Source organism: Tunicatimonas pelagia, from assembly GCF_030506325.1.
In the GTDB taxonomy this organism is placed as follows: domain Bacteria; phylum Bacteroidota; class Bacteroidia; order Cytophagales; family Cyclobacteriaceae; genus Tunicatimonas; species Tunicatimonas pelagia.
On the sequence record NZ_CP120683.1, the window covers coordinates 6172364 to 6192727 of the forward strand.

General features: G+C 46.0%; 13 protein-coding genes. 8 read left to right on the forward strand and 5 right to left on the reverse strand.

The window, feature by feature from the left end:
* The first annotated feature begins 16 nt into the window (after positions 1-16).
* The 3 genes from P0M28_RS26405 to P0M28_RS26415 all read left to right on the forward strand — a co-directional run bounded on the left by P0M28_RS26405 (position 17) and on the right by P0M28_RS26415 (position 7146).
* Positions 17-2425, forward strand: a complete 2409-nt coding sequence (locus P0M28_RS26405; protein WP_302206494.1) for an ABC transporter permease — start codon at positions 17-19, stop codon at positions 2423-2425.
* A gap of 88 nt (positions 2426-2513) precedes the next feature.
* Entirely contained in the window at positions 2514-4913 is a 2400-nt protein-coding gene (locus tag P0M28_RS26410) for an ABC transporter permease (RefSeq protein WP_302206495.1), read from the forward strand.
* 76 nt (positions 4914-4989) lie between these two features.
* On the forward strand, positions 4990-7146 hold the full coding sequence (locus tag P0M28_RS26415; protein WP_302206497.1) for a hypothetical protein: 2157 nt from the start codon (positions 4990-4992) through the stop codon (positions 7144-7146).
* 90 nt (positions 7147-7236) lie between these two features.
* Here the strand turns inward: P0M28_RS26415 and P0M28_RS26420 are convergent, their stop codons facing one another.
* The 4 genes from P0M28_RS26420 to P0M28_RS26435 form a co-directional block, all read right to left on the reverse strand.
* On the reverse strand, positions 7237-9075 hold the full coding sequence (locus tag P0M28_RS26420; protein ID WP_302206499.1) for a serine hydrolase domain-containing protein: 1839 nt from the start codon (positions 9073-9075) through the stop codon (positions 7237-7239).
* Between the two features lie 54 nt (positions 9076-9129).
* Complete coding sequence (locus tag P0M28_RS26425) at positions 9130-9336, reverse strand: helix-turn-helix domain-containing protein (RefSeq protein WP_302206501.1); 207 nt, start codon at positions 9334-9336, stop codon at positions 9130-9132.
* Positions 9337-9338: 2 nt separating this feature from the next.
* Complete coding sequence (locus P0M28_RS26430) at positions 9339-10013, reverse strand: DUF2975 domain-containing protein (protein WP_302206503.1); 675 nt, start codon at positions 10011-10013, stop codon at positions 9339-9341.
* Between the two features lie 146 nt (positions 10014-10159).
* Positions 10160-11872 (reverse strand): FAD-dependent oxidoreductase, encoded by a 1713-nt coding sequence (locus P0M28_RS26435; protein WP_302206505.1) that lies wholly within the window; start codon positions 11870-11872, stop codon positions 10160-10162.
* 177 nt (positions 11873-12049) lie between these two features.
* Between P0M28_RS26435 and P0M28_RS26440 the strand changes: the two genes are divergently transcribed.
* On the forward strand, positions 12050-12937 hold the full coding sequence (locus P0M28_RS26440) for a carboxypeptidase-like regulatory domain-containing protein (RefSeq protein ID WP_302206506.1): 888 nt from the start codon (positions 12050-12052) through the stop codon (positions 12935-12937).
* Between the two features lie 4 nt (positions 12938-12941).
* Here the strand turns inward: P0M28_RS26440 and P0M28_RS26445 are convergent, their stop codons facing one another.
* Positions 12942-13964 (reverse strand): LacI family DNA-binding transcriptional regulator, encoded by a 1023-nt coding sequence (locus P0M28_RS26445; protein WP_302206507.1) that lies wholly within the window; start codon positions 13962-13964, stop codon positions 12942-12944.
* A gap of 305 nt (positions 13965-14269) precedes the next feature.
* Between P0M28_RS26445 and P0M28_RS26450 the strand changes: the two genes are divergently transcribed.
* From P0M28_RS26450 to P0M28_RS26465, 4 genes are all read left to right on the forward strand, one after another.
* Entirely contained in the window at positions 14270-16246 is a 1977-nt protein-coding gene (locus tag P0M28_RS26450) for a DUF6807 family protein (RefSeq protein WP_302206508.1), read from the forward strand.
* A 41-nt stretch (positions 16247-16287) separates the two neighbouring features.
* Positions 16288-17709, forward strand: coding sequence for a Gfo/Idh/MocA family protein (locus tag P0M28_RS26455; protein ID WP_302206509.1), 1422 nt, complete (start codon positions 16288-16290; stop codon positions 17707-17709).
* Positions 17710-17881: 172 nt separating this feature from the next.
* Positions 17882-19288 carry a putative oxidoreductase C-terminal domain-containing protein gene (locus P0M28_RS26460; protein ID WP_302206510.1) on the forward strand — a complete coding sequence of 469 codons (1407 nt, stop codon included), beginning with the start codon at positions 17882-17884 and terminating at the stop codon, positions 19286-19288.
* A gap of 99 nt (positions 19289-19387) precedes the next feature.
* Complete coding sequence (locus tag P0M28_RS26465; RefSeq protein WP_302206511.1) at positions 19388-20359, forward strand: TRAP transporter substrate-binding protein; 972 nt, start codon at positions 19388-19390, stop codon at positions 20357-20359.
* Positions 20360-20364 lie beyond the last annotated feature (5 nt).

The window sequence follows — 20364 nt, forward strand, 5'->3', positions numbered from 1 at the left end:
GCTAATTGAATAAACTATGCTAAAAAGCTACTTCAAGATTGCCATTAGAAATCTAATTAAGCGGAAGGCTTACTCCGCTATTATGGTACTTAGCCTCACGCTGGGGGTTATTAGTTGTCTGCTGATCGGCACCTACATTCACTACGAGTTTCAGTACGATCTTCACCATCAACATGCTGACCGGGTTTATCGATTGGTAGATGAGATTACCTTGCCGAGCGGTGGTACGACTAGTTTGGCTCGGGTACCCGGTACTTGGGGTCCTCTATTAGCCGAACAGTATCCCGAGATTGAAAGTTACACCCGACTGATGAAGTACCGTCTGGATAGGCTGGTTAATTATAAAGAAGGCGATAAGCAGTTTTATGAGCCTAACTTTCTGTGGGCTGATTCTACCGTATTTGAAGTATTTAGCATTCCATTTTTGATGGGAAACCCCGACGTGGCCCTCAACGGACCCAACCGGGTAGTCATAAGCCAAAACGCAGCCGAACGCTACTTTGGATCTGACTGGCAAACCGACCCTCAGCAGAATCCGATGGGCAAGCAGCTAAATGAACTAACTGTCACGGGGGTTATGCAGAACTTTCCTGCCACCTCTCACTTTCAGGCTGATTTTCTGGTTTCTATATCTACTCTCTACAACTCCTGGAGCAGTGTCATCAACAGTCGAACCAATCATTATTACTACACCTACTTTCTGCTTTCCGAACCATCGACCTCCGCCCAATTAGAAGATAAATTATCGTCGTTCGTAAAAACTCACGTTGAACCGGAAGCAGCCCGCCGATTTAGCCCTTATTTACAATCTTTACTGGATATTCACTTACATTCTCAATTGGAAGCAGAACTAGCCATCAATGGTAATATCCGGTATGTGTTCTTTTTTGGTGGAATTGCTTTATTCATATTACTACTGGCCTGTATCAATTTCATAAACCTGACTACCGCCCGGTCTACCTGGCGTAGCAAAGAGGTGGGTATCCGTAAAGCTGTCGGTGGTCGTCGCCGACAGTTGGTCTTTCAGTTTTTGAGCGAATCGGTGCTGCTGGTAATTCTATCGGTTATTATTTCTTTAGCAATCACTGAGCTAACCCTGGTCTGGTTTACCGATTTTGTTGACCGTCCGCTTACATTACATTGGGCTTCACCTTACTTTTACGGCGCACTGCTTTTCGGAATAATCATTATTGCTCTGCTGGCGGGATGGTATCCAGCGCACTTTCTATCTTCAGTTAGCCCTATCAAGGCACTTCGTTCGGGTAAATCGGATAGCCATAGTAGTCGCCTCCGCCAATATTTGGTCGTTTTTCAGTTCGCTACCTGTATTGCCCTTATTGCTAGTACCCTGATTATTACCCGTCAGCTACGGTATATGCACGATAAAGATTTAGGGTTTCAGACGGAACATATCCTCACTTTTAACCTTCCGGATGACCCCGCTCAACAAGATCAAGAGCAGCTTGAACGTGAGATCAGTCAATTAGCCTCAGTAGAGCAGACAACAATCACCTCCCATAACCTGATCGGTGACCAGCCTTATGGTGCTACTTACCATTTTCGGGGATATGACCCTGACGACGAAGGAGTGAGTATGGGGCGCTTGCATGTGAATTTTCAATTTTTGGAAACGTACGGACTCTCGTTAGTAGCCGGGCGAGGGTTCGCCCGAGAACACACCACCGATACGGCGGCCTTTCTTATCAACGAAGCCGCGCTAGGGCTACTGGGAGTCTCTGACCCATCGGAAATACTGGGAGTAGAAGTTATGTACGAAGCTAATGGCTATCCGAAACGAGGGGCAGTAATTGGAGTGGTAGAAGACTTCCACTTCCGCTCCTTGCATAGTCCCATTGGACCGATGGTAATGGATATTCAGCCGGAGAGAAACCACTTTGTAGCAGTGAGAATGCAGAGCGAAAACATTGCCGAAGCTCTGGGCAGTATTCAGAATATTTGGAACGATTTATACCCTGATATTCCGTTTCTGTACGATTTTCTGGATTCCAAGTTTGATCAGGTCTATAAATCTGAAAAACGGTACGGAAGCTTGTTCACTCAATTTGCTTTAGTCTCCATCATCATTGCCTGTTTAGGTTTGCTGGGTTTAGCAATTTTTACTGCTGAAAAGCGAGCCAAGGAAATTAGTATCCGCAAAGTGTTGGGCGCATCGGTATCTAGCCTGCTCGTGTTACTTACCGGCGAATTTACCAAACTGGTATTAATTGCAGCTCTAGTAGCTACTCCGTTATCTTGGTATTTTATGAGCAATTGGCTTAACAATTTTGCATACCACGCCAATGTGGGAGTTGATATCTTTATGATAGCCTGTGGTATTGCTTTGGGAATAGCTTGGATAACTGTGCTTTACCAATCAGTGAAAGCGGCCAAAGTTAATCCAATAAAGAACTTAAAAAATGAATAACTGGGCGAGGAGCTAGGAGCAGGGGGCTTGAGGTTTGTGCCCCACCCCTGGCTCCCCGCCGCGCCACGGTGGCCCCAAGCTAAAACTTATGATAGAGAACTACTTCAAAATTGCTCTTAGAAGCTTACGCAAACAGAAATTCTACGCGCTGATTAACGTCTTTGGGTTATCGCTGGGTTTGGCTTGTTGTCTGCTGATTGCTTTGTACGTGGCGGATGATTTGAGCTACGATCGTTTTCATCCCGATTCGGATCGGATGTACCGGGTGCGACATAAATTTATGGTAAGTGGGCAGGAGTCGGATATGGCAGATGTGGCTCCGGCATTGGCGCAGGGTATTCGTGAGAATATTTCCCAGGTAGCGCAAGCAATTCGGACGGAATATTCTAGTCCATACATTTATCGAAAGGGAGCCGAACTGCTGGGCGAGCAAGCCACCATCCGGTCTGACCCTAATTTCTTTCAGTTTTTTGGTTACGAACTGCTAGTAGGTGACCCGGCTACGGTGCTTGCAAGTCCGCGAAGTATCGTGCTAACTAAAAGTGTAGCAGACGCATATTTTGGGAAGGTTGAAAACGCAGATATAGATCAGCACCCGGCTTTAGGGCAAGCACTTATCTCGGAGGGCGAAGACTTTACTGTGACTGGAATCGCTGAAGATCCACCCATCAATTCTCACCTGGATTTTGGAATTATCATGTCCAACGTTGCTTTAGAACGGGTGAAGAACGGTGAGGGGTTTTGGCTTCCGGCGGGCTATCTTACCTACGTGATTTTGCAAGAAGGAACTAATCCTGAATCCTTGAAAGCGGAGTTCCTGGCGATGGAGAAGGCCTACGAGTGGCCTCAGATGACGGAGCGATTGGGCGTACCACTAGCTACTCTGGAAGCTCAACAAGATTATCTGGGGCATTACCTAGTTCCTATCTCTGATATTCATCTCGTTACCGAGGGGAATATGAAGTACGTGTATATTTTCTCCGTAATTGGGCTGTTTATGCTGCTGATTGCCTGCATCAATTACACCAACTTGGCAACCGCTCGTTCTACCCAACGGGCTAAAGAGGTAGGTATCCGGAAAGCCTTAGGCACATCTCGCATACGGTTGATTGGTCAGTTTTTAAGCGAGTCAGTTTTGATGACACTGCTGGCGATGCTCTTAGCTTTGGGTATTACTGAGATTTTTCGCATTCCGTTTGGTAGACTTACTGACAAGGCTCTGACATTGAGTGTTCTGCAAGAACCTATTTGGTTGGTGTTTATTCTTTTATTGACGCTACTCGTCAGTTTGTTGGCAGGACTTTATCCCGCTTTTTACCTCTCGCTATTTAAGCCATCCGAGGTTTTGAAGGGGCAGTTGGGTAGAGTAAAATCCGGTAGTTTCAGAAAAGGGCTAGTCGTATTTCAATTTTGTGTTTCGGCGACATTGATTGTCTGCTCAATATTGGTGTATCAGCAGTTGCTATTTATGCACGCTAAAGATGTGGGCTTCAGTAAAGAGAATGTGCTTCTGTTGCCCAACACTCATACGCTAGGAAACCGGGAAGTTTTTCGGGAGATACTGTTGCAGAATGCTCAAATAGAAGCGGTAAGCTTTAGCTCTACTGCCCCCGGTGATGCTTTCGATGCGTTTACTACCTATCAGAAACTAGGCAGCGAAGACAAGTATCAGGCTAAACGCTTAGCGGCCGACGCTGATTTTCTAGAAGCTTATGAGCTCCAACTATTGGAAGGGAGAAACCTAAAAAAAGAACCGGGCGAAATGAAAGAAGCCCTGCTAAACGAAGAAGCTGCCAACCAGCTAGGCACCGATCAGGTAGTGGGAAGCGTAGTGGAAACGTTTTGGGGTGGTAAATTTGAAATAGTAGGCATCGTGAAAGACTTCAACTTTGAGCACTTACAATCCAGTATTATGCCGCTGATTATTCACCATAACCGGGACGGGGAGTTTAACTACTACACTTCGGTGCGAATAAAGGGGAGAGATATATCAGAAACCATTAGCTTTATAGAATCCGTCTGGCGCAAGCACAATCAGGAAGCCCAGTTTAGTTACTCGTTCCTCGACCGAAAGTTCAACGACCTGTTTAAAACCGAACAGCGAATGAGCGTGGCGGTCGTTACGTTTACCGGATTGATTATTTTTATCGCCTGTATCGGTCTGTTTGGTCTAATCACCTACGTGGCCGAACAACGCACCAAAGAAATCGGAATTCGGAAGGTGCTAGGGGCTTCGGTGAAGGATGTGGTTCTACTACTTTCAGACAGTTTCGCCCGCTTGGTGTTTTGGTCATTCTTATTAGCCATTCCCTTAGCTTACGTACTCATTCAACAGTGGCTCGGTACCTTTGCCTATCGCATCAGCGTAGAAGTCTGGCCATTTGCTATCGCTGGAATTATCCTTTTCTTTCTCGCAATCACTACCGTTAGCTATCAATCCATCCGGGCTGCCCGGGCAAACCCGGTAGAAGCTTTGAAGAATGAATAATGACTATTGAAGAGTGTCAGCCATTATTCACTCTTCACCATTCATTATAATCTTAAAAGTTCGTATTTTTTCCACCATGCGAATTACTTCAATTTCTTGCTTTCTAGTATTTATCAGTGTACGCTTAGTAGTGGCTCAAGAACCGTGGTCGGTAGCTAGTTATCCCGATAAACCGGGCTACCAACAACGGATCGCGCCCCAATTATCAATTATCGCCAATCAACCCTTTGGAAAGAAGAGTAAAGCATTCTCTAAGTGTCCTGATACTGGGTTGCCGGTGTACACCTGGGCACTTGAGGGGGAAACTATTGTGTCACCCTACACCGGACGAACGTACCAGCAGGGGGAAACCGGGTACTTTGGACCGAAAGAACGTGGCGAAGATGGGCAAATTATCAGGTTTGGTGGTGATCCGTTGAAGCGAGATCTGCTTCCGGCTACCGCTCGCTTGCTACTGAATCCAAATGATACTTTGGCTAAAGCCTACCTCAGTATCCCGGGTAATCTACAGCAGCAGTACCATTTTGCTGCCAAAAACTGGGCTCGTTTTTATCCATTGTTAGCCGATAGAATGGGAGAAGATTGGAAGAACGATTTTCAGCAGGCGGTGGCTACCTACGCCGAGCGGCAGCGTCCTTCCGACGGAGTTCGTCAGTATCCTCCCTTGTCGGTAGCGCACAATCTAGTGGGCGAGCCGGGCAAATTATTGGGCGGAAATAAGCAAGACGGCGGAACCGAGAACCACAAAACGATGTGGCGTACCTCGGGTTTGCTCTACGCGCAACTTTTTCCGGAAGGAAGTCAAATATCCAGCTACCCGGCTGCGGAGGCCGAACAGAAAATTACGTTCTTCTTACAGGATTATCTTCGGCGGATGCTGACCACGGGTAACGGTGAGTACGATTCTCAAATCTACTACCCACATTCCATTGAGTCCTACCTGAATCTGTACGACTTCTCGCCTAATCCTGAGACCCGAGCGGTAGCTAAACTTACGCTGGATTATTATTTGGCAACGTACGCCCTTAAGTCGTACGGCGGAGCCATTGCCGGCGTGCAGAAAAGGGGAGGGTACGGTATCAATGGTCCGAGCGAAATGCGTCAATTGTTGCATACTTGGTTTGGGTCGTCTTCCGGCGGGGATGAACCAAGTAGTGCCAAAGGAATTCTTCACCAAGCAACTTCCACCTACCGTCCTAACCAGGTGATTTGGAACCTGTTCCATAAAAATATTGAGACTCCGTTTGAGCTGAAGGTGGCTCGCCCGTCCTACCACATGGATCAGCCCAATACGTTTCAAGAATATTTCTACGGCAGTAAAAATTTCGGCTTAGGTAGCGTATATCTAACGAAAGTGGATAATCCCAACCAGCAAATCGTTTGGTCGTTGGTAGCACTAAATGAAGGAAAGCCACTGACATTCGGTGGGTTGCAGCCCTACCATCGGTCGCCGGGAGGTAACAGTCCGTATACGCAAACCCTTCAGCACCAAAATGCCATACTGGTGGCTTCGGCCCCCACCGAGGGCGAGCCTAACGACATTGCCTCCAGCCGACAAGGTTCTTTCGCCCGGGAGCCACTGCGATTGATGGACGCACCGAAGGCTGATTCCTTCGGAAGCTTTCTTCAACAAGCCAAGTACCAGGCAGCTACCTGGCTGTTTGTACCTGAACAAGTGAACCGAGTACAGGAACAAGACGGACGCATTTTTATTGATGTAGGTTCGGCCTTTGTAGCGGTAAGCCCATTTTCACCGAATTATTACTGGCTGGATGCGAAAGCTAACGATGTGCAAGAAGTCGAAGCGACAGAGAAAAAAGCCAAACATCTCTACGACAACCAGGTACTGGTTGTTCCTGGAATGTTTTCGGGCTACGCGCTGGAAGTGGTGGAGAAAAAAGATTATACTGATTTTTCCGAGTTTATAAGTAGCGTTATTCAGCAAACCCAAATTCGGGTAAATACGAACCATCAGACGGTACAGTACCAGCCCCTATCGGGTACCAGCTTGGAGATGCGCTATCAAGCCAACGAATTAAGGTGTACCGGAAGTATTGATGGCAAACCGTTGAAATTTGAGAACTGGACGAGTAACGGGGGCTACGAAAGCCCCTACATAACTACCGGCAACGGCAAAATGACCATCACCGATGGTAAAGAAGGTTACTCGGTTGATTACTCCAAGTTTAATCCGGTGTATAAAAAACTAAAGCAGAGCTATTTGGATGAGTAATGACTGGTGATTAATGCTTAATGCCGTCGTAGCGCAGAACAATGAGCAGTGAAAATCATTATTCGCTAGTCATCATTCATTAATCATCAATCAGTAGTTCCAGAGCGTAAGTCCAACAATGTTCCAGTAGAGTAAATACGCGGCAATAGTACAATGCGCCAGCGATGCTACCAGCGTGAAGTATTTACCCCACGGAGTAGCAGACCGGTTCAAGTAGATTGCAATCAACGTTTGAGATAATGCGCCGAAGGAAAGGAGAAAGAATGTCCATCCGCAAATTAAAAATAGAACTGCTCCTAAGCTGAACGGTATAAAAGGGTCGTACAATAAAGTCACCGAAACGACCATGCCTACGAAGGAACCGAAGGCTAGAAGTATTAGTAGCTGAAGACGGGAGTGATCTTTCTTTCCTTTAATCAGTTTGACAATTACTCTTATTGTAATTGTTACCGCAGCTATCATCATGATAAGTAGACTTGATGCTATCGCGTAAAACTGAAAGTACCCCCACCCAACGGGAATCTGCCGATAGGCCGTACTTTCCAACCATTGCCAATTTCCGTCGGTGTCTTCTACAAAAGCTGAAGTTGCTATTGGCTCATGAGGCTTTCTGAATTGAGTATTGCTTACCGGTACTAGTTCCTGATGTCTACCAAACATACCTCGTTGGTACCACTGTCCATTTTTTTGCTCAATAAACTGTAGATCGACTAATCGTACGGCAAAGTCAGTGATGCTCATAGTAGAAGTGATCGGTTGGTAGCAGCCCGCTAAAGAAGAAGGTGAGGAAATGGAGGGAGTATCGCTGAAACTATTCTTTGAACTTGTTGGTGGAAGAGCGTAGGATAGAAGGGCTTCTTTTACTGCTCTTAGGGCTGCTTGACCGTCTCGATGATTAATCAGAATAATGTAGCCAATGTTTAGCTCTCTCGAATAGCCAAATTCCGATAAGAATCCGCCGTAGCTACCATCGTGACCGTAGAAAAGGTGGCCTTGCTCTATCTCGCCCCGTAGCCCTTTTCCGTAACCGTACTGAACTCCAGCTTGGGCGAGTAAAGATGTTTCCGGAGTTTCCATGCTGCTTACCGAAGCAGGACTTATAATCTGGTGACCGTTGACTTCTCCTTCGTTGAGAAATAGCTGAACTAACGTTGCCATATCTTGGGTAGAAGCTACGATGCCTCCGGCGGACCACTGCGGAAGATCGGGATACGGCTCTTCCACCAGTCCGCTGGTGTACCCTTTAGATACGAAAGGTAAAGTTTCATTAGATACTCGATAGCTAGCTCGATCCATTTTTAGCGGTGCAAAGATGTTTTCTTCAACAAACTTTTCGTAAGATTGCTCCATCGCAGTAGCAATGCCGTAAGCGGCGACCATAGCTCCCAAATTGTTGTACGCAAAGTACGAACCTGGTTTCCAGCGAGTAACTAATGATGGTTTACTCTTTTCCATAACTGCGCCAAGTGGGGTGCTGGAATTAGCCTGAGAGAATAAGCTGAAGTGTGCTTCATCGAAACCCGAAGTATGCTCCAACAAATGGATCAACCGGACGGGATGAGTATTTTCCCAATGGTTATCAAAATCCAACGAGGGGATAATATTTATAAATGGCTGGTGAATGTCTAGCATTCCTTTCTCCTGAGCTATCATAGCAGCTAAAGAAAGAAAAGTCTTAGCAATAGAGCCAATACCGAACAGTGTCTGCTCATTCACCAACGTGCTATTCTCAACATCAGATAGCCCTAGGTTACCCATCCAGATAATACTATCTTTTGCCACTAAGGCTACGCCTGCTCCCGGCACTTCATGCGCTTCAAGAATCTTTAGAACAACCGAGTCAAGATTAGTGAATTTCGTTGATTGAGCAGTGGTTTGGTTTTGAAAAAAGGACAATACGATAGCAACTATGAAAATGATCTTTTTCATGGTGAGTTGATTTTGAGAGATAAAAAATACTGGGCAGCGAAGCGATGCGGAAATTTAAGGTTCTTCGTAGTCGAGAATATCGCCCGGTTTACAGTCTAGGGCTTGGCAGATAGCTTCTAATGTGTTGAAGCGCACGCCTTTTACTTTGCCTTTTTTCAGCAGCGATAAATTAGTCATAGAAACCCCTACCTTTTCGGAAAGCTCAGTTAGCGACATTTTTTTCTTCGCCATTGCAACATCAAGATTGACAATAATCGGCATAACTATACAATAGATTCGTTATCAAGCTTAATGAGTACGCCCACCCGAAACACTTCGGCAATAATTAGTAGTATCAATCCAGTAAGGAGTGCTTGCCAGTTGGTATCGAAACTCAACCATATTTGATTAGAAGATAAGTTAGCTGAAAAAGTGTCAAACAGATTGGCATATTCCTTTCCCTCTACCTCAATAGTAGTAGCGATGTAGCCTCGATAAGTCAGGCTTTTGATTAAGCTGTAGGGCGTAGCTAAAATTACTAGTAACGCAATGTTTCTCAGCCGATGGGCATTTTCAGTAGTAAAGATGCGCTGGTGCTGAAGCGAAGAAAGAATCCTGATTAATAACCAAGTTACCCCAATCGTTATGGCGAAGCCGAGAGCTATTTCCAGAAATTTGAGTAAGTAGTAGTCTACACTTTCTGAGGAGAACTGGATGCTACCTTGATTGATGGTAACAGCAACATCGCTTAGGTGCGGATGGATACTGCTAGTACGAAGGTCAGTTACGGCAGCGCCTACTTCAACGGGCCAGGCTGATAGAAGGGTATCCTCTGATGAGATTATGGTTGTTGCGAAGATAATCAGCACCATTGCCGCCATAAGAATTTCTAGAATCAATGCGAAGATTACTAATCCTCTCAGCGTACTAATTAGCTTTTTATGACGAACGTATTGCATAGCGAATATTCATTTGTTTTTACAAACGTAAGCACAATACTCTAGTAAAACAATTAATTTTTTATGTTTTACATAAAAAATTATTTACAAAACATGAAATAATGAACTGGATCTTAGATTCAACAATCCGCGCCGATTTCTACTCATCAATCAGGCCACTGCGTTTCAAATCCTTGAGAACGGATAAGCTTTTGAAAGTCAGCCAGTAGACTTTCATTTTCGCGAACGGCGTGGGGAGTGGTTTTTTTATCTAGTGCAAAAGCAGCTAACATTCCTACTGCTTCGCCGATGCTCCATTCTACCGGGTGCAGACGGTAGCAGCCGTTGGTGATGTGAGTAGTTCCGATGTTTTTATTGGCTGGAAGCAAATTCTGCATCCGTTGGGGCAGCAAAACCCCCAGAGGAATCTGGAAAGGTAGGGAAGCAAAGTCGATGTAATTATCACCGCCGGAGCTGGGATGCAAGTCAATGTGGTAGTAGCCGATACCCACACTGTCGTAAAAATTAGCTGCTGTTTGCCCATTTTCTTTTCCGGCTACCATCAGACGGTTCTCTTTACCTACGTGTTCTTCCAGCACCCGAAAGACTGGTTTTATTCGGCGCGATTCCCGCACGTAGGGATACTTAGCCAGCCCGTCGTCAGTTCCTAGAATATCTCCGCGCAGGCGCAACCCGGGCCAGCCTTGACCACCGTCGGAGCGAGGGGCTTCGGCTTGTAGCCAATAGAAAAGTGATAAGCTTAGCTGCTTGCTTTGGGCTACGTGACGATCAAATTCTTCGGAGCTTACATCTACCAGGTTTCCTAGAAAATAATCATTCTGCGGCCAATTGATAATTGTGCTGTCGCCCGGATACGCTCCTTCTTTAAAATTATGACGATCAATCAGCTTGCGGTAGTTCCAGAGATTAAGCACATCTCCGGTGGCTCCGCCTTCGGGGTGAAACCCCAGTGTTTTAGGCTTTAGGGTAGAAGGGTGGGTGTAGGTCAACGAAAGTAGTTCGCCGGGCCAAGGTGGTTGTAAATCAGGGATAAAATTTCGCCAGAAGGCATAATCCTGGGGCTTCTCAATTAGGTTCTCGGTTCCTGGAACGTAATCCATCGCCAGACACATCGTAAACGATTGCTGATTAGCGGGATCAGCTTGTTCGGCGGCATGAAGTTCTCCCGTATCTGATTTAGCTTCGGTACCAGTTACGTATTCAGTATTAGTCAAAGGAAGTAAATCACCCAACTCGGTGGCATCGGCAAAGTAGGGCGCAGTTAAGGTTATTTCTTTTTCGGTATAAATGTCTCTAGCAGTTAAAGCCCGTACTTTCTCGCCATCAGCATCAGCACCTACAATTTTGTGGTTGAGCAGCAAGGTGAGTTGTCCATTACTTAAATAAGGGGCTAACATTGCATTTAGTACTGCTAAGGCTACCCGAGGCTCATGGCAAAGCCGGGATACTGCCCCATTGCCCGGATTAAAATACTGCTGTTGACGAGCTGCTTCCGTAACTGGATAGTTCTGAAAGTAGTACTGCCGAACGGCACTCCGAAAATCCCGATAGAGCTGGGTAGCTCCGTGGGTTTCAATCCACTGATGTTCATCGGGGGGAACCCCCTGCTGGGTAATTTGCCCGCCAATCCAATTGGTTTCTTCGGTCATCACTACGCGGAGCCCGTTGCGTAAGGCAGCTAAAGCGGCGGCACAGCCCCCTAACCCACCTCCGGATACAACTAGGTCAACAGTATATTCGTTCTGTACATTATTATTAATCAGAGAGTTAGTGAAGTAGGATGGAGAACTCAGTATGGGAAGCATGGTCAATGAACTACCTCCAATACCTACGTTTTTAATAAATCTTCTGCGCTTCATAGTTTTGCTAGAGTGAAGCGAGTAAATTAAGATTAATCACCCTTATTTCTTCACAATCTGGTAAAAAATCCGTTTTAGCTAATGCGGGGTTAGCGTAGAGCACGTAAGCTAAGCCAGGGTTTTCGGTTGTAAAGCCTCTGATTATCTGTTATCTTTAGAGTACAATAGGCGTGTATTATGGGGGAAGTGGTACAAAATTTTTATTGGTTCAGCCGAACGACAGTACTCTTTTTACTGATGGTGGCCCCTCAGCTTTTATCGGCTCAAGATCAAACTCAGGTCTTTATTCAGGGGCAGGTAGTGGGAGGCGATAGCCTGGCCCCCTTGCCTTACGTGCATATTCGTGGTCAGGATGGTAGAACCGGCACGGCTACCGATAGTGAAGGTTTTTTCGGTGTGAATGTGCTTCAGCAAGATACCATTATGTTCAGTAGCGTTGGCTACAAACCCTACTTCTTAGTTCCGGCCGACAGCTCGGTTGAACGTTTAGAGCGACTAAGGATTGTGATGATTCCTCACGTGGGAGAGTTACGGGAGATTACCATAAAAGCGTACGATAATATTGAACAATTTATTCGCCGGGAGGATGAACCTTTCTCTATGAAGCGCCCTAAGGGTGAACCTTTGTTTGAACGGAAAGACCCGAAAGAGGTAGCCGCTGTCCGACTTGCGACAGGAGCGAATGGGGCGGTATTAGAAGGGGGGATTACCGCTTTTGCTAATTTGTTCAATAGTCAGCATCAACAGAGAAAGAAGCTGAAGGAAATTATGGCAATGAAGGAGAGTGAAGCCCGTCAGCAGCGAATACAAGAGATGATGATCGAGCGGTATCAGGAGATGCTGGTGTTAGCCGATAATAATCTGAGTGAGATTGATATTCAACGGTTTACCCAGGAATATATGCCCCCTTCTTCGGTAATGCTATATCAGGATGATTACACCGTTATGCTCGGTATTCTACAAAATATGGGTAGTTTTGAGACCGAAGCTGAGCGGCAATTAGCGGTTCAGGAACTACTGAAAAACAAAGTGTTTGAGGGAGATATATCAACCACTCGCCAATAAAAAATCACTCTCTAAGAGATGAAGCTCGTTTGATAAGATGGTGTTTTATCACAATAGTGTTTTGTTCATCTTGACTCTCGTTATTAAGCTGACGAATTAGGGTTCGAGCAGCAATCTCACCCATTTCTTGTCCCGGATAGTGAATAGTGCTCAGTGCTGGTTCTACTACCCTGGATAGTAAATCATTGTTAAACCCGACTACTGCAATCTGTTGCGGCACCTTAATATCCGCTCTTTGTAGTTCGCTTATGATAGCTGCCGCTTGGGTATCGCTAACGCAAAAAAGCCCATCAGGCAACGTGTCCATCGCCAGAATATCTTGAGCAGTATTGCCCGGATTTACATCGCGCAGGTCGGGGAAAAGCACTAACGATGGGTCATAATCCAAGCCAAAATCTTGCAGTGCCTGCTTATATCCCGAATGACGACCCTCATAAACACTAGACCGTAGATTTCCCGCCACGTGCACCACTCGTCGACATCCCTGCTCAAGCAGGTGCTGAGTAGCACTGTAGCCTGCCTGAAAGTTATCAATGGTAATGCAAGTGCAGTTGGGGGCTTCAATCACGCGGTCGTAGAAAATTAGGGGGATTTCTTTTTGTAGTATAAACTGAAAATGTTCAATGTCTTCAGTATCACTAGCCAAAGAAACCAATAAGCCATCTACCCGACTGTTAAACATCGTATCTACATTCGACCGCTCTTTTCTAACCGACTCCAACGACTGACTGATAATGAGGTTGTAACCCGACTGGTTAGCTATTTTTTCAATACCAGCAATGACGGTAGAAGTAAAGTAGCTATTCAGGTGAGGAACAATAACTCCGATAGTGTTCGTTTTCTGTTTACGAAGGTTACTAGCGAAAATATTTTGTTGATAGCCCATCCGGCGAGCCGTCTCGTGAATTTTTTCCCGGGTTTGCTTCTTAATTGCCGGGTGATCGTTTAATCCCCGACTTACGGTAGCTGCTGAAATTTGCAGTTCCTTCGCAATGTCATATATGGTAATATCTTTAGAGTTCTTCATTCCCCGAAGCAAGAAAGTTGTCGATCAGAAAGCAGTTTTAACAGATAATTGCAAACCCAATATATGTACGAATAATAGGAAATTTTATTATTTTGCAATCGGTTACGTATAATGATATATCTTAGGCGTTAAACTAACTATACAAAAATAACAAAATTAAGCTCGGTTATAAATTCTGCAAATGGCTATTTTATGCAGTGCTTTAAGGAGTATCAGCTCCTTAGCTATTTGAGAATCATTTAGTAACAGACAGTCGGCTTTCTCATCATTGAATTTACGTTAAGCAACCACCTAAATCAGTATTTATGTTTTTAACTCCAGTTCTACAGTGCTTATCACTGGTTTTAGTATCTGGTATTTTTGGAATTAGCACAACCGCCCCGCGACCATCAGTAGATATTTACGTAGATGCTGGTGTGTACAATCGGTTTAATACCCCTGTTTCAGTTACACTGGAGAGCGTAGCTATTTCTTTATCAGGGGATAACTTTCAGCTAGTAGAAATGGTGGAAGGGGAAGAAAAGCCCGTTGCGGCTCAGTGGGAGGGAGGGTACACCCCTAGGTTACATTGGATTCTGAAAGGGGAGACTCGGGCCGGAACCACTCGCCACTTTATACTAAAACCTTCTTCCGATACCCCAAAAAACCGTCCACCTGAGGTAGTTGCTGAAGATAACGGGCAAGCTCTGCAACTAAAGATCAACGATCAAGACGTCTTGTCGTATCACTACGGTCTTACTCCCGTGCCGGAGGGAGTCTCTGAGCGCTATCGTCGCGGTGGGTACATTCATCCACTGCGTTCGCCTAACGGTGGGGTCCTTACCCGAATACAACCGCCCGATCATTACCACCACTACGGGGTCTGGAACCCCTGGACGACCACCGAGTTTGACGGGAAGGAACTAGATTTCTGGAACCTTTACAAAGGTCAGGGAACGGTGCGGGTGAAAGATATTCCTCTGGTGGTGGAGGGTGAGGTCTTTGGCAAATTAACTGCTACTCATGAGCACGTAGTGCTGGATACACTCAATGCCCAAAATAGCCAAGTTGCCTTAAATGAGGGCTGGGAGGTGCGCGCGTGGAATACTCAATCCGATGGCTTTTTGGTAGATTTTATCTCTACCCTTAATCCGGCTACCGCATACCCGTTCACTATTAAAGAATATCGTTACCAAGGCTTTGGCTTTCGGGCCAATGAGCAATGGAATGACGAAAGTGCTACGCTAATCACCTCTGGCGGATTAAATAAATCGGATGGAAACGGAACCCGGGCTCGTTGGTGCTATGTAGAGGGACCCACGGATGCCGGACCAGCGGGAGTCCTCTTCATGACGTATCCTACCAATTTTAACTATCCCGAGAAAATACGTGTTTGGCCTACGGGTGCAAACGATGGTAAGGAGAATGTCTTTTTCAATTTTAATCCGGCAATGGATCGCGATTGGACTCTGCAGCCCGGTCAGGAGTACTCGCTCAAATACCGGATGCTTACCTACGATGGTAAAATGGACGCAGCTACTGCTGAGCGTCATTGGCAGGATTTTGCCCATCCACCCCAAGTAGAGATGTCTAGCCAGCCTTCATTGGAAGGAAAGAAATTACTGCTTTACACCAAGAATGGCAAAGGCTACGTTCACGAAAATATTCCGTACAGCATTGAAGCCATTCAGAAGTTAGCGGACGAACATAAGTTTGAAGTCATTGCTTCTGAAGATCCTGCCCAGTTTACTACCGAGAATTTGCAGCAGTACGATGCCCTAATCTTCTCCAACACGAATAATGATGTCTTTGATACTCCCAAACAAGAGCAGGCATTTAAGCAGTACATGCAGTCGGGTGGACGGTTCGTGGCCATTCACTCAACTTGTGGTTCCGAACGGGACTGGCCCTGGTTTTGGAGAAACTTAGGTGGTAAGTTTGTGCGTCATGCTCCTATTCAAGATTTTAATGTGAAAGTAGTCGATAAAACGCACCCCTCTACCTATTTCTTACCTGAAATCTGGAGTATAAAAGAGGATGAGTGTTACTATCTAAATCAACTGAATCCTAATATTCACGTACTAGTCGCATCAGATTTAACTACCGTAGAGGACGGTAAAAAGTCAGAATACCCCGGTGAGATTTTTGGTGATACTTTTCCCACAACTTGGTGTCATACTACCGATGGAGGGCGTCAATGGTATACTTCCTTGGGTCATCGTCCCGAACATTATTCTGACCCAATATTTATGAAACATATTTTAGGCGGAATTCGATGGGTACTTAGCGATGAAGCCCCTTAATTACTTATTAACGCATTCAAACATTCAATTATTCAAATATCATGAATAGACGAGATTATCTTAAAAAAACACTAGCAACCACTACCGGAGCTTTCTTCGTACCCACTATTGTTCCGTCCAGCGTTTTTGGTAAAAATGCTCCCAGCAACAAAATTCAAGTAGGGCAGATCGGCTTCGGACGCATCGCTATGTCACACGATTTACCCGAAACCATGAAGCACGATATATCGCGGGTAGTTGCTGTGTGCGATGTAGATAGCAAGCGTAAAGAAGACGGTAAAAAGTTTATCGAAAAGTGGTATGCTGATAATAAGAAAAAGGAAAACTTCGTCGACGTAAAAATGTACGATGATTACCGGGAGATGCTAGCTAGTCCTGATATCGATGCCGTAATCGTAAGTACCCCCGATCACTGGCACGCCCAGCCCGCCATTGAGGCTGCTTTGGCCGGGAAAGCGGTGTACCTACAAAAACCCACCTCGCTCACTATTGAAGAGGGGCGGGCAATGAGCGATATCATTCACCAAACTGGCGCAGTTTTTCAGTTGGGTAGCCAACAGCGTTCAATGAACCCCTGGCCTCAGTTTAAGCGGGCTTGCGAGTTGGTGCGAAACGGGAGGATTGGCGAGATTAAAACGGTTAAGGTTGGTTTGCCGAGTGATCCTTCCGGCGGAGAAATGGTTCCAACCGATATACCCGATCACCTGAACTACGATATGTGGCTGGGCTCGACCCCTTACGTACCTTACACCGAAGAGCGGGTGCACCCCCAGCCTCCGTTTACCGATAACAAATCACAATTCTCCCGACCGGGTTGGCTTCGCTGCGAGCAGTTTGGGGCGGGCATGATTACTGGCTGGGGTGTTCACCATATTGATATTGCCCACTGGGGCATGGGTACGGAATACACCGGGCCGATAGAAGTAGAAGCTACCGCCAAATTTCCCGAAACCGGGCTGTGGACCGTACACGGACCCTACAATGTAAAAAGTAAGTACGCTAATGGGGTAGAGATGATTGTGGATGGTGAACTACCCAACGGAGTACGCTTTGAAGGAACGGAAGGCTGGATTTTTGTTTCCCGGGGCAATGTAGGTGTTACCGCTTCTGACCCCAACCTCGGTAAATCCGAAGCTTTTATGGCGAGCGATCCAAAGATACTGGAGTCAGAAATTAGCCCGGATGAAATTCAGTTGTACGAAAGCCAGGAGCAGCACGGCAACTGGCTAGATTGTATCAAGTCGCGTGAATTGACTATTTCCCCGGCTGAAGTAGCCCACCGTTCGTGCTCGGCCTGTTTGGTGTCGCATATTGCTATGAAACTACCTCGTAAACTCTACTGGGATCCCATCAATGAGCGCTTCAAGAATGATGATGAGGCCAACTCCATGCTATCCCGTTCGCAGCGTCACCCCTGGGGTTACGAGCACGTAGATGCCCTCAAAGCGAGTTATGGGAGATAGGTGAGATAGTGTTAGGGTTTTAGAGTGTTACGGTGCTTGAGTTTAGAGTTCTACGTTTACCAAGTATGAACTCAAAACCAAATTACTATAACACATTAACACTAAAACACTTCAGAACTCCGGCACTACACTTTTTTTATTACCTTAGCAACCGATTACAATAACCCAACGAATGAACCAATCAATTCGAGCAGTTACCTTTATGCTCATTTTATCGGCCTGTGGTGGAACCAATCAAGATCAAGCTGATGCTACTGAAGAACAGTCAATAGCTAACCAATTTACCGGAGCAGACGATGAAGTAAAGTTAATGACCGTAGACCCTGGTCATTTCCATGCGGCTTTGGTGCAGAAGTTTATGTACGATCAGGTAGATTCGGTAGTGCAGGTGTATGCTCCCGAGGGTAAAGACTTACAGTTACACCTACAGCGAATTGAGGGCTTCAATACCCGCAGCGATGAACCTACTGCTTGGACACAGGAGGTTTACACCGGGCCTGATTTCTTCTCAGCGATGATACAAGAACAGCCCGGCAATGTGGTAGTGCTATCGGGTAATAATGCTAAGAAGACGGAGTATATTCAGCAATCGGTAGAAGCCGGGTTGAACGTGCTGGCGGATAAACCGATGGTGATCCACCCCTCTGAGTTTCCTAAGCTAAAATCAGCGTTAGCTACCGCTCAGGAACAGGACGTGCTACTGTACGATATTATGACCGAGCGCTACGAGATTACCACCATGCTCCAAAAAGCACTATCGCAAAAAGCAGAAGTGTTTGGTGAATTGGAAATGGGTGCCCCAGATAATCCGGCGATCTCTAAAGAAAGCATTCACCATTTTTCTAAGGAAGTGGCGGGTAGCCCACTAATTCGTCCCGCTTGGTTTTTTGATACTGAGCAGCAGGGTGAAGGTATTGTAGATGTCTCTACGCACTTGGTAGATTTAATCTTATGGGAATGCTTTCCTGAAGAAGGAATTGATACTACGGAAGTAGCGGTGGTAAGTGCCCGACGCTGGGCAACCGAACTGACCCCAGCTCAGTTTGAGAAGGTAACCGGAATGGCTGAGTTTCCCGACTACTTGCAGAAAGATGTACAGAATTCAGTGCTGAACACGTATGCGAATGGTGAATTTGTCTTTACTGCTCGAGGTGTCCACGGCAAGGTAGCCGCTATCTGGAATTTTGAAGCTCCCGAAGGGGCTAAAGATACCCACTATTCCATCATGCGGGGAACAAAAGCAAATTTAGTTATCCGACAAGACGCGCCGCAAAATTACCAACCGGCATTGTACGTAGAGCCAATCGGTGAGACAGCAGGTTTTGAAGAAAAGCTGAAAGCTGCCCTTAATGAGCTAAGTGGTGAGTACCCTGGGCTAAATATGCGTACATCGGAAAGCGGCTGGGAGGTACTGATCCCTGAAGAATACAAAGTAGGTCATGAAGCCCATTTTGCTCAAGTGACTGAAAAGTATCTGGAATACTTAGTAGCGGGAGAGATACCTGATTGGGAGGTGGCGAATATGCTCACGAAGTACTATCTTACCATGCAAGCTTACGAGATGAGCCGAAACAATTAGCAATGTACAGTGAACAGTTAGCAATTGGTAGTGAAGCTTAGAACAATTTGTAATTAGCAATCAGCAATCAAACAATTGAGCCATCGAGTATTTGAGCTTATGAAAATAAAAATTTGGGTCGGGTTGGCCACTTTTCTGCTAATTGGCTGTGCTCAGGAAGAGGAGATAAAGACACTCCGGTTGGGGCATGGCTTATCGGTAGACCATTCGGTGCATCAGGCAATGATGTTTATGGGAGATCGGCTGAAGGAAAAGTCAGAGGGGAAGATGGAGCTTAAAGTATACCCCAGCGAACAGCTCGGTTCAGAACGGGAATGCGTAGAGCTACTCCAGTTCGGTAGTTTGGCCATGACCAAAGTATCGGCAGCAGTAATGGAAGGTTTTGTCGATAAATACCGGGTGTTAGGCTTGCCGTATCTATTTGAAAGCAAAGCCCACGCTTTTAAAGTATTGGATAGCGATGTCGGTAAAGAAATTCTGGAATCAGGTGAGTCTATTTGGCTACGGGGGCTAGGCTTTTACGATTCGGGCTACCGCAGCTTCTACACCAAAGATCGCCCGATTAATACGCCCAGTGATTTGTCGGGGATGAAAGTTCGGGTTATGTCCAGTATCAACTCTATCAATATGGTAGAAGCGATGGGTGGCTCACCCACCCCAATTTCTTTTGGAGAACTGTATACGGCTTTGCAGAGTGGGGTTGTTGATGCGGCGGAGAATAACCCGCCTAGTTTTTATCTATCGCGCCACTATGAGATTTGTAAGTACTATTCTATCGACCAGCATACCCAAGTACCCGATGTATTACTGATTAGTCAGATTATTTGGAATGAGCTAAGCCCTCAGGAACAGCAGTGGGTGCAGGAGGCTGCCGACGAATCAGTAGTGTATCAGCGAGAACTATGGGAAGCCTCAGAGCAAGAAGCGATGGACGCAGTGAAAGCCGCCGGAGTAGAAGTCAACTATCCCGATAAAAGCCCTTTTCAGGAAGCGGTAGAAAGTGTATACGAGCCATTTAAAGATAACGAAGAACTGAACAGCCTCATTCAACGCATAAAAGCGGCCTCATAGCCCAC

Bases quoted from the DNA above. Each gene is read 5' to 3' on its own strand.
- P0M28_RS26405 (WP_302206494.1), top strand. From the start codon at position 17: ATGCTAAAAAGCTACTTCAAGATTGCCATTAGAAATCTAATTAAGCGG.
- P0M28_RS26410 (WP_302206495.1), top strand. From the start codon at position 2,514: ATGATAGAGAACTACTTCAAAATTGCTCTTAGAAGCTTACGCAAACAG.
- P0M28_RS26415 (WP_302206497.1), top strand. From the start codon at position 4,990: ATGCGAATTACTTCAATTTCTTGCTTTCTAGTATTTATCAGTGTACGC.
- P0M28_RS26420 (WP_302206499.1), bottom strand. From the start codon at position 9,075: ATGAAAAAGATCATTTTCATAGTTGCTATCGTATTGTCCTTTTTTCAA.
- P0M28_RS26425 (WP_302206501.1), bottom strand. From the start codon at position 9,336: ATGCCGATTATTGTCAATCTTGATGTTGCAATGGCGAAGAAAAAAATG.
- P0M28_RS26430 (WP_302206503.1), bottom strand. From the start codon at position 10,013: ATGCAATACGTTCGTCATAAAAAGCTAATTAGTACGCTGAGAGGATTA.
- P0M28_RS26435 (WP_302206505.1), bottom strand. From the start codon at position 11,872: ATGAAGCGCAGAAGATTTATTAAAAACGTAGGTATTGGAGGTAGTTCA.
- P0M28_RS26440 (WP_302206506.1), top strand. From the start codon at position 12,050: ATGGGGGAAGTGGTACAAAATTTTTATTGGTTCAGCCGAACGACAGTA.
- P0M28_RS26445 (WP_302206507.1), bottom strand. From the start codon at position 13,964: ATGAAGAACTCTAAAGATATTACCATATATGACATTGCGAAGGAACTG.
- P0M28_RS26450 (WP_302206508.1), top strand. From the start codon at position 14,270: ATGTTTTTAACTCCAGTTCTACAGTGCTTATCACTGGTTTTAGTATCT.
- P0M28_RS26455 (WP_302206509.1), top strand. From the start codon at position 16,288: ATGAATAGACGAGATTATCTTAAAAAAACACTAGCAACCACTACCGGA.
- P0M28_RS26460 (WP_302206510.1), top strand. From the start codon at position 17,882: ATGAACCAATCAATTCGAGCAGTTACCTTTATGCTCATTTTATCGGCC.
- P0M28_RS26465 (WP_302206511.1), top strand. From the start codon at position 19,388: ATGAAAATAAAAATTTGGGTCGGGTTGGCCACTTTTCTGCTAATTGGC.